The 15,164-nt window shown below is 68.2% G+C and carries 12 protein-coding genes; 7 read left to right on the forward strand and 5 right to left on the reverse strand.

Translation table 11 applies throughout. From position 1 onward, the window contains the following. Positions 1–9: 9 nt before the first annotated feature. The gene (locus tag KIT25_06800) at positions 10–3,591 is read right to left on the reverse strand and encodes an ABC transporter ATP-binding protein (GenBank protein ID UYN96635.1); all 3,582 of its coding nucleotides are present in this window, start codon (positions 3,589–3,591) and stop codon (positions 10–12) included. A 72-nt stretch (positions 3,592–3,663) separates the two neighbouring features. Here KIT25_06800 and KIT25_06805 point away from each other — a divergent pair, with 72 nt between their 5' ends. Further along, entirely contained in the window at positions 3,664–4,581 is a 918-nt protein-coding gene (locus KIT25_06805) for a LysR family transcriptional regulator (protein ID UYN96636.1), read from the forward strand. Positions 4,582–5,105: 524 nt separating this feature from the next. Here KIT25_06805 and KIT25_06810 read toward each other — a convergent pair. Both KIT25_06810 and KIT25_06815 read right to left on the reverse strand, forming a co-directional pair. Then, entirely contained in the window at positions 5,106–6,140 is a 1,035-nt protein-coding gene (locus KIT25_06810) for a TauD/TfdA family dioxygenase (protein UYN97852.1), read from the reverse strand. Positions 6,141–6,202: 62 nt separating this feature from the next. Then, entirely contained in the window at positions 6,203–6,682 is a 480-nt protein-coding gene (locus KIT25_06815; GenBank protein UYN96637.1) for a GNAT family N-acetyltransferase, read from the reverse strand. Positions 6,683–6,726: 44 nt separating this feature from the next. Between KIT25_06815 and KIT25_06820 the strand changes: the two genes are divergently transcribed. From KIT25_06820 to KIT25_06845, 6 genes are all read left to right on the forward strand, one after another. Continuing rightward, complete coding sequence (locus KIT25_06820; GenBank protein ID UYN96638.1) at positions 6,727–7,560, forward strand: TauD/TfdA family dioxygenase; 834 nt, start codon at positions 6,727–6,729, stop codon at positions 7,558–7,560. An 11-nt stretch (positions 7,561–7,571) separates the two neighbouring features. Next, on the forward strand, positions 7,572–8,720 hold the full coding sequence (locus KIT25_06825; protein ID UYN96639.1) for an iron-containing alcohol dehydrogenase: 1,149 nt from the start codon (positions 7,572–7,574) through the stop codon (positions 8,718–8,720). A gap of 1 nt (position 8,721) precedes the next feature. Continuing rightward, positions 8,722–9,495 carry an SDR family oxidoreductase gene (locus tag KIT25_06830; GenBank protein UYN96640.1) on the forward strand — a complete coding sequence of 258 codons (774 nt, stop codon included), beginning with the start codon at positions 8,722–8,724 and terminating at the stop codon, positions 9,493–9,495. A 246-nt stretch (positions 9,496–9,741) separates the two neighbouring features. Then, positions 9,742–10,506 carry a sulfite exporter TauE/SafE family protein gene (locus tag KIT25_06835; GenBank protein ID UYN96641.1) on the forward strand — a complete coding sequence of 255 codons (765 nt, stop codon included), beginning with the start codon at positions 9,742–9,744 and terminating at the stop codon, positions 10,504–10,506. Between the two features lie 431 nt (positions 10,507–10,937). Then, positions 10,938–11,918, forward strand: coding sequence for an ABC transporter ATP-binding protein (locus tag KIT25_06840; protein UYN96642.1), 981 nt, complete (start codon positions 10,938–10,940; stop codon positions 11,916–11,918). Next, entirely contained in the window at positions 11,915–12,913 is a 999-nt protein-coding gene (locus KIT25_06845; GenBank protein UYN96643.1) for a dipeptide ABC transporter ATP-binding protein, read from the forward strand. The genes KIT25_06840 and KIT25_06845 overlap by 4 nt, the downstream gene beginning before the upstream one ends. Before the next feature lie 356 nt (positions 12,914–13,269). Here KIT25_06845 and KIT25_06850 read toward each other — a convergent pair whose 3' ends face one another. Beyond that, positions 13,270–14,202, reverse strand: a complete 933-nt coding sequence (locus KIT25_06850) for an ABC transporter permease (protein ID UYN96644.1) — start codon at positions 14,200–14,202, stop codon at positions 13,270–13,272. 10 nt (positions 14,203–14,212) lie between these two features. Next, on the reverse strand, positions 14,213–15,163 hold the full coding sequence (locus KIT25_06855; protein ID UYN96645.1) for an ABC transporter permease: 951 nt from the start codon (positions 15,161–15,163) through the stop codon (positions 14,213–14,215). Position 15,164: the final 1 nt, after the last annotated feature.

Here is a 15,164-nt window from a genome sequence, read left to right on the forward strand (position 1 = left end):
CCCACGATCTCAGGATGCCGCAGGGGCATAGGCCGAGGCAAGCTGCCGCGACACCAGCCGCGCATAGAGACCGCCTTTGGCGAGAAGGGCGGCGTGGGTGCCGGTCTCCATGACCCGGCCTTCGTCGAGCACCACGATCAGGTCGGCGTCGCGCACGGTCGAGAGCCGGTGGGCGATGACGATGGTGGTGCGGTCGGCCTGCAGCAGGTCGAGCGCACGGCGCACCGCCTGTTCGTTGACGGCGTCGAGATGCGACGTCGCCTCGTCGAGGATCAGGATGGGTGCGTCCTTCAGGAAGGCGCGGGCGATGGCGACGCGCTGGCGCTGCCCGCCGCTCAGGCTGGTGCCGCGCTCGCCGACCGGCGAATCGAGCCCCTCGGGCAGCGCCGCGACGAGATCGGAGAGAGAGGCATGCCGGATCGCGGCCTGGAGCTCGGCTTCCGACGCCTCGGGCCTGGCGATCAGGATATTGGCGCGCAACGTGTCGTTGAAGAGGTAAGTGTCCTGCGCCACCAGCGCCACCATGCGGCGCAGATCGTCGAGCCTGTAGTCCCTGAGGTCGGCGCCGTTCAGGGTGATGCGACCCGAATCGGGATCCCAGAAGCGCATGAGAAGCTGCGCGGTCGTGGTCTTGCCCGCACCCGACGTGCCGACCAGCGCCACCGTCTTGCCGGCCGGAATCTCCACGCTCGCTTCAGTCAGGGCGCGCCGCGTCTGGCCGGGATAGGTGAAACTCACCCGCTCCAGCGCCAGCGAAGCCGCGCCCGTGCGCGGCGGCACGCCCGGCCCGTCGCGCACCGGGATGGGCTCGTTGGCCAGCGCATAGACGCGCCGCGTCGCGCCCAGCGTATCGGCGAGCTGGCGGCCGATCTGCGCGATCTCCGACACCGGCAGGAAGGCCGCCATGGCGAGAATGGTGAGCAGCGGCAGCATCGCCGGGTCGACCGAGCCGTTGGCCGACATCAACGCGCCGATCACGACGACGGCGAGACCGCCCAGGCCCGTCATGATCTCGAGCACGCTGTGCTGGAGCGTCAGCTCGTTGAAGAACGGCAGGCGCAGCGAGATGTGGCGCTGCGAGAGGCTGTCGAGCCTCTCGCCGCGCGCCGCCTCCTGCTGGAAAGCGACGATCTCGCCCAAGCCCTGAACTGAATCGACGGCGAAGGCGCCGAGCTCGCCCGCCGCCTCGCGCGCCTCCGAGCCCAGCCGATCGACGCGCTTGCGCATCAGGAAGGGGCTGAGGCCGACGGCGAGCAGGAACGGCAGCAGCGCCAGTGCCAGCCACCCGCTGGTCGTCGCCAGAACGGCCAGGACCGCCGCTGGCACGAGCACGGCGACGAAGGCCGGCGCCACCGTATGGGCGAAGAAGTATTCGACCAGCTCGACGTCGTGCGTGGCGAGAGCCATCAGGTCGCCGGTGCGCCGGCGCACGAGATAGGCCGGCGCCAGCGCGTCGAGCTTGCGGAAGGCGTCGATGCGCATCTCGGCCAGCAGGCGGAAGGCCATGTCGTGTGCCAGCCACGATTCCATCCAGTGCAGCAGGCCCGACAGGGGCGCCAGCACGGCAAGCGCGACGGCGTAGTCGAGCCACGGATCGCCGTGCTTCAGCGACAGCACGATCAGCGCCGACAGCACGCCCACGCCGATGAAGGCCAGCACGCGCAACACACCGAAGGTGAAGGTCGCCGTGAGCTTGCCCTTCCACGGCATTATGACCTTCATCAGCGCGACGACGACCTGGTACCAGGTGAGGCCCTCGGCCTTGATGATGCCTTCGGTGACCGAAGCGGAGCGCGCCTCATGCTCTTCCGGACTGCGGTCCACCGGGCTCACACTCAAGAGCGCGCCGGAGGCCTGTGGTCCGGAAGAATCCTGTGCCTGCTCCGCCATCAGCGTGGTGTAGACGCCGCCGCGGGCCATCAGCGCGTCGTGCCGGCCTTCCTCGGAGACGCGCCCGCCGTCGAGGACGAGAATGCGGTCGCAGTCGATCACGCTCGACAGGCGATGGGCGAGGATCAGCGTGGTGCGGCCCTGCATGAGCCGGTCGAGCGCCTCCTGGATCACCGCCTCGTTCTCGGCATCGACCGCGGAGAGCGCTTCGTCGAGCACCAGGATCGGCGTGTCGCGCAGCAGGGCGCGGGCGATGGCCAGCCGTTGGCGCTGCCCGCCCGAGAGCTTGATGCCCTTCTCGCCGATCACCGTCGAATAGCCCTGCGGCAGGGCGAGGATGAAATCGTGGATGTTGGCGGCGCGCGCCGCCTCCTCGATCTGCGGCCAGGTCGCGTCGGGCCGGCCGAGCCGGATGTTCTCCTCGACCGTGCCGTGGAACAGGAACGTGTCCTGGTTCACCACCGAGATCAGCGAGCGGATCTGCGCGAAGGAAAGCGTGCGCAGGTCGTGGCCGCCGAGCGTGATGCGGCCGGCATCGGGGTCGTAGAAGCGCAGCAACAGGCGCACGATCGAACTCTTGCCGCCGCCCGACGGTCCGACCAGCCCCAGCCGCTCGCCCGCCTCGGCGCGGAAGGAGAGGCCATCGTGCACCGTGCGACGGGTTCCGGGATAGGCGAAGCGCACGTTCTCGAAGGCGATGCCGGGAGCCAGGGCCCGGTCGAGCGGGGCGGGCGGCGCGTCGGCGACTGCCGGCGCATCGTCGAGGATGCGGTAGATGCCCTGGGCTGCCGACAGGCCGACCATGCCCTGGTGCAGCACCGAGCGCAGCTCGCGCATCGGCCGGAAGATCTCGACGCCCAGCATCAGGATGACCAGCAGCGAGGTGAGCGCCATGTCCCCCGCCTCGACGCGCACGGCGCCGTAGATCAGGGCGGCGGCGGCGCCGACGGCGATCGAGGAATCGGTGATGCCGCGCGCCAGCGAGTTGGTCGCCAGCACCCACATGGTGCGGCGGAAGAGATCGCGCGCCTCGCCCTCGAGCTTGTCGGCGCGTGCCTTGCTCTGGCCGAAGGCCTTCAGCGTGGCCAGGCCCTGGATCGAATCGAGGAACTCGGCGGCGAAGGAGGCGTAGGCGAGCTGGCGGCGCTGCGAGTTCCTGACGTCGAGCTTGTGCCACAGCGCCGGCGCGAACAGCGCGACCAAGGCCGCGGCCAGCATGACCAGCGCCACCGGCAGATCGACGAAGGCGACGACGGCGAAGATCAGCAGCGGCGAGAGCAAGGCGATGAGGAATTGCGGCAGGAACTGCCCGAAATAGGTTTCGAGCTGCTCGACGCCGTCGATGATGGAAAGCGTGAGCCCGCCCGAGCGCTGGCGGCCGACCGTGCCCGGCCCGAGGCTTGCGATCTTGTCGTAGAGCGTGCGGCGCAGCGTCTTCTGCACCCGTGCCGCCGTCTCGTGCGCAACCACGGCGCGCCAATGCTCGGCGCCGCCGCGCAGCACCATGACGAGGGCGATCAGCAGGACGGGCAGGACCAGGTCCTGCACCGGCCGCCCGTCGAAGACTTGCCCGATCAACCAGCCCAGCAGGCCGAGCCGGGCGACGCCCAGGCCGACCGAAACGAGGCCGATGGCGACGGTCCAGCCGATGCGGCCGCGGACGCCGCGGGTGAAGGCAAAAAGACGCGGTTCGATGTGCATGGGGCCGATGCTAGGCCGGACATTCCTATTCGTCAGTCCACAAATTGGAAAAGCGCCTGTACATTTATGAACATGGAAGCCAACTGGGACGACCTTCGCATATTCCTCGCCCTGGCGCGCGGCGGCACGCTGACCACCGCCGCCAAGTCGCTGAACGTGAGCCATCCGACCGTGGCGCGCCGCGTGCGCGCCCTCGAGGACGGCATCGGCGCGCGCCTGTTCGACCGGCTGCCCGACCGCTTCGTGCCGACCGCGGCCGGCGAGCAGTTGCTAGCCGACAGCGAGGCGATGGAGAAGGCCGCCCTGTCGATCGGCCGGCGCAGCGCCGGCCTCGGCGACACGGTGAGCGGCGTCGTGCGGCTGTCGGCGGGCGAGGCGATGGCCGCGTTCCTCGCGCGCCACTTGACGGAGCTGCGCGCGCGGCTCGTGCATCTCGAATTCGAGCTGGCGGCCAGCCATATGCTCGCCAACCTGTCGCGCCGCGAGGCCGACCTGCTGATCCGCGAGCAGGTGCCCGACCTCGCCGGCATCGTGGCGCGCAAGCTCGGCCGGGTGGCCTACGCCATCTATGCGGCGAGGGCGTTCCCCCTGGACGGCGCGACCCGGACGATGTTCGCCAACCAGCCCTGGATCGGCTTCGACGACGACCACAGCTACATGCCGGGCCAGCAATGGCTGCACGACAAGCTCGCCGGGCGGCGGCCGGTGATCCGGGGCAACGACTGGCTGGTGCTGCACGAGGCGGCGCGTGCCGGCGCCGGCCTGGCCGTGCTGCCGTGCTACCTCGGCGATGCCGACCCGGCGCTGAAGAGAATCGGACCGGTCGTCGGCGAGGTCTTCGCCGACCAATGGCTGCTGGTGCACCGCGACCTGCGTGCGCTGCCGCGCGTGAGAGCCGTCATGGATGCCGTGATCGACCTGTTCCACCGCCAACGGCCATTGCTGGAAGGACGCACGGCGCCGGCGAAGGCGCGGGGGAAGCGTTTCTGACTCGCCTCTACCGGAGGTGCGTCCGCATGCGTCCACGAATCCTCGAACCGACGGCACCTTGTCGGAGCGGACCCGCCGACCTCTTCGACCCCCTCGCGGAAATCGCGCAAATCGCGGAAATCGATCTCGGAAACCTCGGAAACCTCGCAAACCTCCGGCGGGGTGTCGCCGGACAATCGACATCGCGGGCACTCACCCCGGGAGGCCAATGCCCGCCAGTGGGGCAATTGTATGTAGACATACGGAAAAACGCTGCCGGAAATACCGGAAATACCGGAAATCCCCGGTCACGGGTCGGGAGGGCGGGTCGGCGGACGATTGGCGAAGCAGAACGTCGATACGGGAAATCCCGCGCAGCCCTCGCGGCCGGAAGTGGTCATGGTGCTCATGCCCGCATTTTACCTCGACGCACCCTCACGGACCTAATCGGGTCGATGGATTCCGTCCGATGCCGATGGCACCTGCATCGGAAGGCGATTCGACCCCCCGATTCCGGCGCCGGACGCGAATCTGACTCTCCTGATCTAAAGCGCGACCTGCTGGATGCCGCCGCGCTCTTGGCCGGCCTCGATGTGGCGCCATAGGATCTCGTGGCCGCGCGGCAGCGGGCGGTTGTTGGCCATGGTGAGCCAGATCCTCAGCAGCAGGCGGCTCTTGCCCGCGGCAAAATCGTCCTCGAACGGCGTGCGGGCATGATAGGTGACGTGGCTGTTGATGAGCTGCAGGTCGCCGGGCTCCAGTGTCATCTCGAAGCAGAGTTCCTCGGCGGTCGTCATCAGCATGTCGATGGCGTCCTTCTGGGCCTGGCTGAGCCGGGGGATGTCCGGCGCCATCTGCGCCGCCTCGATGAAGGTGAGCGAATAGTGCGAGGTGAACTTGCCGTCGCGTACGCCGAAGATCGGCAGCGGATAGGCGGTGGCGCGCGTCGTGCCCTGCTCGTTGCCCCGGCCATCCTTGCCGGTACCTTCCTCGCCGAAGCGACTGCGCCAGTAGTCGGTGAACAACGCGTCGAGCAGATCGGGGCGCTTGGCGAGGATCGCGTTGTGGATGGCCGGTGTCGAGGCGAGCTGGCTCACGCCGCCCTTCAGCGCCTGCCGCACGCACAGCAACCCGACCACGTCGGTGCGGTCGGTATGGAAGCGCAAACTCCCGTTGGTGAGCGTGCGCGCGTAGGAAGAGAGGAAGGTGCCGCCCCGGGTGTCCCGGGTCTGGCCGTAGGTGCGGCCGACATGGGCACCCTCGTCACGGATGGCGCGCATCAGCTCGCCACTGCGGTTCTGGAAGACCGGCGTGCCGAGCTGCGTGCCGAGGCCGAAATACATCCGGCGCAGGTCGTCCTCGGCGTAGCGATCGACCGGGAAGCCGCGCAGCTTCATGATGCCGCAACCGTTCTCCAGCTCCTCGGCGATATCGTCGAGCAGCGGCCGCATCGTCGGCAGCGGGAAATCCTCGCGCCGGATCTCCGACCAGTCCCTGCCCCTGACCCGTTGCAGCGCCGAATCGAGTTCGGCGACATCGGCGGCCGTCAGGTCGCGGATCCAGCGCGTGGAATTCCTGATCTCGGCGCCCGTCCAGACGGAGGGCCCGGCGAGTGGGGTGCGTGTCATGTCCGAAATCTAGCTCACTTCAGGGATTTTCGCATATTGATCGAGGTCGGATGGTCGAAGCCTTCGTGCGCTTCGCGTGAGATTTCCTCGTAGCCCAGCGACCGGAAGAGGCGTTGGTTGCCGGCCAGCACGACGCGCACGCCGAGCCGCACGCCCGCCAGCCCGCGCCGCCGCGCCTCGTCCTCGACGGCTTCGACCAGGCGCCTCGCCAGACCGAGGCCGCGCGCGCGAGGCAGCACGCTCAGGCGGCCGAAATAGAGATCGTCCTCCATCGGCTTCACCATCACGCAACCCACGACCTCGCCATTCCGCTCCGCGACGATGGCGCCGGCGCCCTTGGCGAGTTCGGCGGCGATACCTGCGGTGCTCTCCCGGAACGCACCGGACTCCGGGACCAGTTTGCCGCGATACTGTTCGAAGGCGGCGGCGATGGTCGCGGCGATCGCCGATGCGTCGGCTGCCGTGGCGGTGCGCAGGTTTACTGTGTCGCCCATGGTCGATTCTCGCGTAGGCTTGCCCCAACGGCGGGGAAATTCCAATGGGCGATCGAACCATCGAGGTGAGGAAGCTGACGCCGGCGATCGGCGCGGAGATCTTCGGCGTCGATCTCGCCCGCCCGCTCGGCAACCACGCCTTCCAGGAGATTCACGACGCGCTGATGGAGAACCTGGTGGTGTTCTTTCGCGACCAGGAGTTGACGCACGAGCAGCACAAGGAGCTGGGCCGCCGCTTCGGCGAGCTGCACATCCATCCGAGTTCGCTGAACACGGTCGAGGCGCATCCCGAGATCCTGATCATCAAGGCCGACGAGAAGTCGAAGTACGTGGCGGGCGAGGAGTGGCACACCGACGTGAGCTGTGAGGACGAGCCGCCGATGGGGTCGATTCTCTACATGAAGCAGCTGCCGCCGGACGGCGGCGGCAACACGCTGTTCGCCAACATGTACCGCGCGTTCGAGACGCTCTCGCCGCCGATCCAGCACCTGTGCGAGGGCCTGACCGCGGTGCACGACGGCGCCCAGGTCTATGGCGGCCGCTTCGGACAGAAACCGAAAGAGGGCGGCTTCCCCCGCGCCGAGCATCCCGTGGTGCGCACCCATCCGGTGACCGGCCGCAAGGCGCTCTACGTCAACCGCAACTTCACCACCCACGTCGTCGGACTGAAGCGGCACGAGAGTTCGGCGCTGCTCGAGATGCTCTACCGTCATTGCGAGACGCCGGAGTTCCAGTGCCGCTTCGCGTGGCGACCCAACTCCATCGCCTTCTGGGACAACCGCGCGGCCATGCACCATGCCATGTGGGATTACTTCCCGCACAAGCGGTTGGGCTATCGTGTGACGGTCAAGGGCGACCGCCCGTTCCATCGCGCTTGAAGAGGACAGACATGGCGCTCATCACCTATCTCACCCGCATCCAGTTCGATTTCGGCGCGCTGAAGCTGCTCGATGCGGAGCTGCAGTTACTCGGCATCCGGCGGCCGCTGATCGTCACCGACAAGGGCGTGATCGCCGCCGGCCTGTGGGCCAGGGTCAAGGACCAGCTTCCCGGCAACATGCCGGTGACGATCTACGACGGCACGCCGGAGAACCCGACCGAAGCGGCGATGCGCGACGCGCTCGGGGTCTACAAGGATGGAGACTGCGACGGCATCGTCGCCATCGGCGGCGGCTCGCCGATGGACCTCGCCAAGGCGGTGGCGCTGATGGCGACGCATCCGGGCAATTCGCTGCAGACCTACGCCATGGTGGAAGGCGGGGCGGCGAAGATCACGCCGAAGGTGGCGCCCATCGTCGCCATCCCGACCACGTCGGGCACCGGCAGCGAGGTGAGCCGCGGCGGCGTCATCATCATGGACTCCGGCCGCAAGCTCGCCATCGGCAGCCCCCACCTGATCCCGAAGCTCGCGCTGATCGATCCCGAGCTCACGATGGGGCTGCCGCCGCACCTGACCGCCGGCACCGGCATGGACGCCTTCACCCACAACATCGAGTGCTTCCTCAGCAATGCCTACAATCCGCCGGCCGACGGCATCGCGCTCGATGGTCTCGAGAAGGCATGGCGCTACGTCGAACGCGCGACCCGCGACGGTTCGGACCGCGAGGCGCGCTACAACATGGCGATGGCTGCCATGGAAGGCGCGATGGTGTTCCAGAAGGGGCTCGGCGCGGTGCATGCGCTCAGCCATCCCACCGGCGGGCTGAAGGGCCATCGCCTGCATCACGGGACCTTGAACGCGATCTACCTGCCGGCGGTGCTGCGCTTCAACGCGCCTGCTGTCGGCGAAAAGTACCGGAAGGTGGCGCAGGTCATGGGGCTGTCCGAGCGCGAGGGCAATGCCGAGGGAGTCGCCGCCGCCGTCGCCGCGTTGAACGAGCGACTCGGGATCCCAAAGGGGTTAGGGGCGATGGGTGTGAAGCAGGACGTGGTCGAGGCCATCGCCGACGGCGCGCTGGGCGACCACTGTCACCTCTCGACGCCGCGCCAGCCGACGCGCGCGCAGTACATCGAACTGATCGAGCAATCGTGGGGCTGACATGAAAGTCAAAGGCAGGGTCTGTGTCGTGACGGGCGCCGCGGGGGGTATCGGCGAGGCGATCGCGCGGCGCTACCACCAGGAGGGCGCCAAGGGCGTCGTCGTGGCCGATTGCGACGGAGATCGGGTGATGCGGGTGGCCAGCGAGATCTCGGGCCACGGCGTGGTCTGCGACGTCGCCAGGGAAGCCGACATTCGCCATCTCGTCGCCGAGGCGGAGAAGAAGTACGGGCCGGTCGACGTGTTCTTCTCCAACGCCGGCATCGGCCGCGGCGGCCACGAGGATGCCTCGGACAAGGACTGGGCCGATTCGTGGGCGATCCACGTCATGTCGCACGTTTACGCCGCGCGCGCGTTGGTGCCCGGCATGCTGGCGCGCAAGTCGGGCTACCTGCTGAACACCGCGAGCGCGGCGGGCTTGCTCGCCTCGATGGGCTCGGCGCCCTACGGCGTCACCAAGCATGCCGCGGTGGCGCTGGCCGAGCATCTTTCGATCCAGTACGGCGACCGGGGCATCGCGGTTTCGGTGCTTTGCCCGCAGGCGGTCGACACCAACATGCTGCGCATGGCCGGCGCGACGGCGGCGTCGGTCGACGGCGTGCTCAACACCGACGCGGTGGCCCAGACCGTGATCGAGGCGATGGACGAGGAGCGTTTCCTGATCCTGACGCATCCCGAGGTGAAGGAGTACATGGCGCGCAAGCTCGACCGCGACCGCTGGCTGCGCGGCATGCGCCGCCTGCGCGACAAGACGGGGGAAGGGCGACGGCCCTAGACCGTCGCCCCGAGTCGCGCCGGGACAACTCCCCGCGCTGATTTGCGAGGGGCCTGCCTCGCAAGAGCTCCCTCGCTCCGTTCGGGGTGACATTGGAATCATTGACGCCAAGTCGGCTATCACCCAAGGTGCGCGCCATGCAGCGGCTGAAAGCGCTTCGACTTACCGGCTGATCCGCCGTCGCCTCGCCTGGAGAGGACTCGCGGATCGCGCCGCCGTTCGCCGCCCCCCTGCCAGCAGTTCCCCATGATCGACTACGCCTTTCAACTCTTCGCCGAGACGAACCTGTGGCTGGCCGTCGGCGTCACCCTGGTCGCCGGCCTGATGCGCGGCTTCGCGGGCTTCGGATCGGCCATGCTGATGGCGCCGATCTTCGCCATCCTGTTCGGCTCGGCCGAGATGGTGGTGACCGTGGTCGCCATCGAGCTCGTGGTCTCGGTGCAGCTCTTCCCGCAGGTCCGCCACCACGCCGACTGGAAGACGCTGACGCCGATGAGCGTCGCCGCCTGCGCTGCCATGCCGCTCGGCGTGTGGCTGCTGGCGAGCGTCGACAAGAATACCATCGTGACGGCGGTGTCGGCGGTGATCGTCGCCTTCGTCGTGCTGATGTGGACCGGCTGGAAGTATCGCGGACGACGCTCCCCCGTGGCGGCGGCCGCGGTCGGCACGATCTCCGGCGCGATGATGGCGACGACCAGCGTCGGCGGGCCGCCGGTGCTGCTCTACCTGCTGTCGGGCACCGACCCGCCGCAGGTCAATCGCGCCAACATCGTCACCTACTACTTCCTGACGCAGTTCCTGCTGATCGTCATCGTGCTGGCGACCGGCGTCGCCGGATGGGATGCGCTGGCGCGCGCGGTCGTGCTGTTCCCGGTGATGACGCTCGGCGCCTGGATGGGCGGCCGCCTGTTCCACGGGCTGGGCAGCGAGCGGCTCTACCGCAACGTCGCGCTGGTCATCCTGTTCGGGACCGGCAGCTTCGGGCTGCTGCGCACGGTGCTGTTCGCGTAACTCGGCGTTGACAAGACCGCGGCGCGGGAGAAGAGTTTTGTCGTCGCCGGATGCGTCCGACGATACCGCGCATCGAGCACAGGAGGATTCCGCATGGAAGACACTCCACCTGGTATAGCCAGGGGCCTCGCTTCACGGCGGGGCCAACGGTCCCACGCGCGGCGCCGCGGCTGACGACCCCGGCGCGGCCTGGGCCGCCGACAATTCGACACTCTTCGCGGGACTCGATCCCGATTTCGTCCCGGCTCCTGCCGGGAAAGCCAAAGGCTCATGCCGGAAACCCCGCCCTTCGTCGGCGGGGTTTCTTTTTTCCGCCGCGCGGCCTAGGATTTCGCCAACAGGGAGTTGCGTACAGTCATCCGCGCGTAAACAAGCCGGTCCGTCGCGTTTGCGTAGGGCCAAAACGACAACCGCGACGAGAGTGACAATTGATGGGCGAGCAGGTTCTCGAGCTCGAGGATGTATCCGTGCGCTTTCGCCTCAGGCGCGGGACGCTTCAGGCGGTGGATGGCGTTTCGTTTGCGGTGCGTCGCGGCGAGATGTTCGGCCTCGTCGGCGAATCGGGGTCGGGCAAGTCGGTGACGGCGCGCGCCATCATGCGCCTGATCCCAGATCCGCCAGGCGAGATATCGCGGGGCCGCATCCTGTTCGAGGGGGCCAACGTGCTCGACAAGAGCGCGGCCGAAATGCGGGCTCTGCGCGGCCGGCGCATCGCCATGGTGTTCCAGGAGCCGATGAGCGCGCTCAATCCGGTGTTCACCGTGAGCAGTCAGATCGGCGACGCCCTGCGGGCCAATCTCGGCCTCGGGCGCAAGGAGGCGCGCGAACGGGTGATCGAACTTCTCGCCATGGTCGGCATCCCGTCGCCGGCCAGGCGGGCCGATTCCTATGTCCACGAATTCTCCGGCGGCATGCGTCAGCGCGTCATGCTGGCGATGGCATTGTCCTGCAGCCCGACCTTCCTGATCGCCGACGAGCCGACGACGGCGCTCGACGTCACCATCCAGGCCACCATTCTCGAGCTGATCGCCGACATGACCCAGCGGCTCGGCCTGTCGCTGCTGTTCATCACCCACAATCTCGGTGTCGTCGCCCATTTCTGCGAGCGGATCGGCGTGATGTATGCGTCGCATCTGGTCGAAACCGGCGACCGGCGCGATATCTTCGCCCGTCCCCAGCATCCCTATACCGTGGGGCTGCTGAACTCGATTCCGACGCTGCATGGGCAGAACCAGCGTCTCACCCCCATCGAGGGCACCGTCTGCAACATGATGGACCCGCCGGCGGGCTGCAAATTCCATCCGCGCTGCGCCCACGCGATGGACGTCTGCCGCCGCGTCGCGCCCGAACTGAAGGAGATCGCCCCCGGGCACAAGGCGGCATGCCATCTGTTGAACGGGGGGTCGGCATGACGGCGCGCGGGGCTTCCGGCGAGACGCTGCTGGTCGCCAAGGACCTGTCGCGGCACTTCATCCTGCACGGCGACATCTACTCCCGCTTGGCCGGCGAGAAGGTGCAGACCCTGAAGGCCGTCGACGGCATCGACTTCCACGTCGACCGCGGCGAGACCCTGGGGCTGGTCGGCGAATCGGGTTGCGGCAAGTCGACGACGGCGCGGCTGGTAACGCGCCTGATCGAGCCCAGCGGCGGCGAAGTGCGGTGGAAGAACGAGAACCTGCTGGCGTTCTCACCGGCGCGCATGAAGACGATGCGTCGCGAGATCCAGCTCGTGTTCCAGGATCCCTACAGCTCGCTCAACCCGCGCAAGACGATCTTCCAGATCCTCGGGCGGCCGCTCCAAATCCACAACCTGGCGAAGACCCGGGCGGAGCGGCGCGAGCGCGTGCTGCACCTGCTGAGCCGCGTCGGCCTCGGCATCGAGCACATCGACCGCTATCCGCACGAATTCTCCGGCGGCCAGCGCCAGCGCATCGCCATCGCGCGCGCGCTTTCGGTCGATCCCGAACTGGTGATCGGCGACGAGCCGGTATCGGCGCTCGACGTGTCGATTCAGGCGCAGATCCTCAACCTGTTCCGCGACCTGCAGCAGGAGCTCGGGCTGACCTACCTCTTCATCGCCCACGACCTCAGCGTCGTGCGCCACATCAGCGACCGCGTCGCGGTGATGTATGTCGGCAAGATCGTCGAGACCGGCCCCTCCGCCCAGCTCTTCGAGCGCCCCCTTCACCCCTATACGCAGGCGTTGCTGGCGGCGGCGCCGGAGGCCGATCCCAACCGGCCGCGGCCCAAGCTGCTGCTCAAGGGCGAGGTCGCCACGCCGGTCGATCCACCACCCGGCTGCCGGCTGTGTGGCCGCTGCCCGCGCGAGATCTCGATTTGCGCCGAGGTCGCGCCGCCGCTGCGCGAGGTCAGCCGCGGCCGCCAGGTCGCCTGCCACAACCTGTGACCGGGGCCGACGGCGAGCCACCACGACGGGCTGCGCCGCGCCCGCGTGTTCCTCACGACTTTGTGCTTGCCGTCGGGCTCGTGCCCTGCCGTGCCGTGTACGATCCTCGTACCCGTCGAGAAGGGGAGCGTACGTGCGCACGACCACGATGGCTTTGGCCGCAGCGGCTCTGATCGTGGGTTGCGACGGCGCAGGGCACGGCCCGCCCTCGGGCCAGACGGCGGAGGACGTGGCCTACTGCCCCAGGTGGCCGTCACCCGCTGCCCGGGGCCGCCGATTCGATCCGTGTGCTGGAACGGGAACTCCGAAACAACGGATTCACGGTCCCGCCACGCGGATAGCCGCCTGCCGGCCTCCTATCGCTCGGCGAGCCGGGGATCGAGGATGTCGCGCAGGCCGTCGCCGAACAGGTTGAAGGCCAGCACGGTGTAGCAGATGGCGAGTCCGGGGAAGGCGGCCATCAGCGGATGGGTTTCCATGTAGTCGCGGGCGGCACTGAGGTCGGAGCCCCAGTCCGGCGTGGGTGGCGGCGTGCCGAGCCCGAGGAATGACAGCGCGGCCACGATCAGGATGACGAAGCCGAGCCGCACGGTCGCGGTCACGATCAGCGGCGAGACGATGTTGGGCAGGATCTGGGTGAGCGCGATGCTGACCGAGGAATCGCCGATGGCGCGCGAGGCTTCGACGTATTCCTTCTGCTTCTCGGCCAGCACCGAGCCGCGCGATAGTCGCGCCACCTCCGGCATGAAGGCCAGCGCGAGCGCGCTCACCAGCACGACGTCGACCATCACGCCCTCGAACTTCCACGCCTGCGCCAGGGTCACGAACAGCAGGTAGAGCAGCAATCCCGGGAAGGCGAGCAGCCCGTCGACGATCCGCATCCCGATCGAGTCGGCCATCCCGCCCCAGTAGCCGGCCAGCACGCCGAACGGCACGCCGATCAACAACCCGGCCGCGACGGCGAGAACGGCGATCGTCACCAGCCGCCGTCCGCCGTACAGCAGGCGGGAGTAGATGTCGCGTCCCAGCCGGTCGGTGCCGAGCAGATGTGTCTCCGACGGCGGCGCGAGCCGGGCGCGGTAGTCCTGCTTGATCGGGTTGTGGGTTGCGAGCCAGGGCGTCGCGACGCAGGCCCCGAACAGCAGCACGAGCATCACCGCGCCCATCGAGGCGGTCCGGCTCTTGCGCAGCTCGTAGAAGGCGCGCGACAGCGTTTCACGCCAACGCGAGCGCCGGACGGTGGCTGACCGCGCGAGCACGGCCGCGGTTGCCGTATCGGTTGCCGTCATGGTGCGTGCCTCATCCCAGCTTCACCCTCGGATTGAGCAGTCGGTAGGCGAGGTCGACCAGCAGGTTCATGACGACGACGATCACTCCCAGCACCAGCACGCCGGCCTGGATCAGCGGGTAGTCGCGCTGCAGGATCGCCTCGAAGATCGCGCGCCCGATGCCCGGCCAGGCGAAGATCGTTTCCAGCACCACCGTGCCGCCCAGCAGGTTGGCGAGCTGGAGGCCCGAGATGGTGAGGGTCGGGATCATGGCATTGCGCAACGTGTAGCGGAAAATGACCCGCCGCTCGGGGAAGCCCATCGCGCGCGCGGTGTCGACGTACTCCTTGCTCATCTCGTCGAGCATGCTCGAGCGCGTGAGCCGGGTCGTGAAGGCGGCCTGCCGGAAGCCGATGGCGGCCGCGGGGAGGATCAGGAACTTCAGGCTGCCCCAGAAATCGTCGAACGGGCTGATGTAGCCGGACGACGGCAGCCAGCCGAGATACAGCGAGAACAGCAGCACACAGAGGATCGCGAACCAGAACTCGGGGATCGAGATTCCGGCCAGTGAGGACACCTGCGCGGTGTAGTCGACCGGGGAATTGCGTCGCACGGCGGCGAAGGTGCCGAGCGGAATCGCGATCAGCATGGAAAGCACGATCCCGACCGTGGCGAGATACACCGTGGCCGGAATCCGACTGAGCAGCTCGGTCGATATCGGCCGTCGCGTCACCAGCGAACGGCCGAAATCGCCCTGGAGCGCCCGACCGAGCCAGAGCGCATAGCGCTCGTGCACCGGCCGGTCGAGCCCGTACTCCTTCGCCAGCACTTCGCGCGTTTCGGCGTCGTCTCCGCCCTCGGTGCCGATGATCGTGTCGAGGACGGAACCCGGCAGTGCTTCGACGAAGCCGAACACCGCCACCGTCAGCACGAACAGGACGGGGACGAGCTGGGCGATGCGGCGCAGCGTGTAGGCGAGCATC

Source organism: Enhydrobacter sp. (genome assembly GCA_025808875.1).
Taxonomy (GTDB): domain Bacteria; phylum Pseudomonadota; class Alphaproteobacteria; order Reyranellales; family Reyranellaceae; genus Reyranella.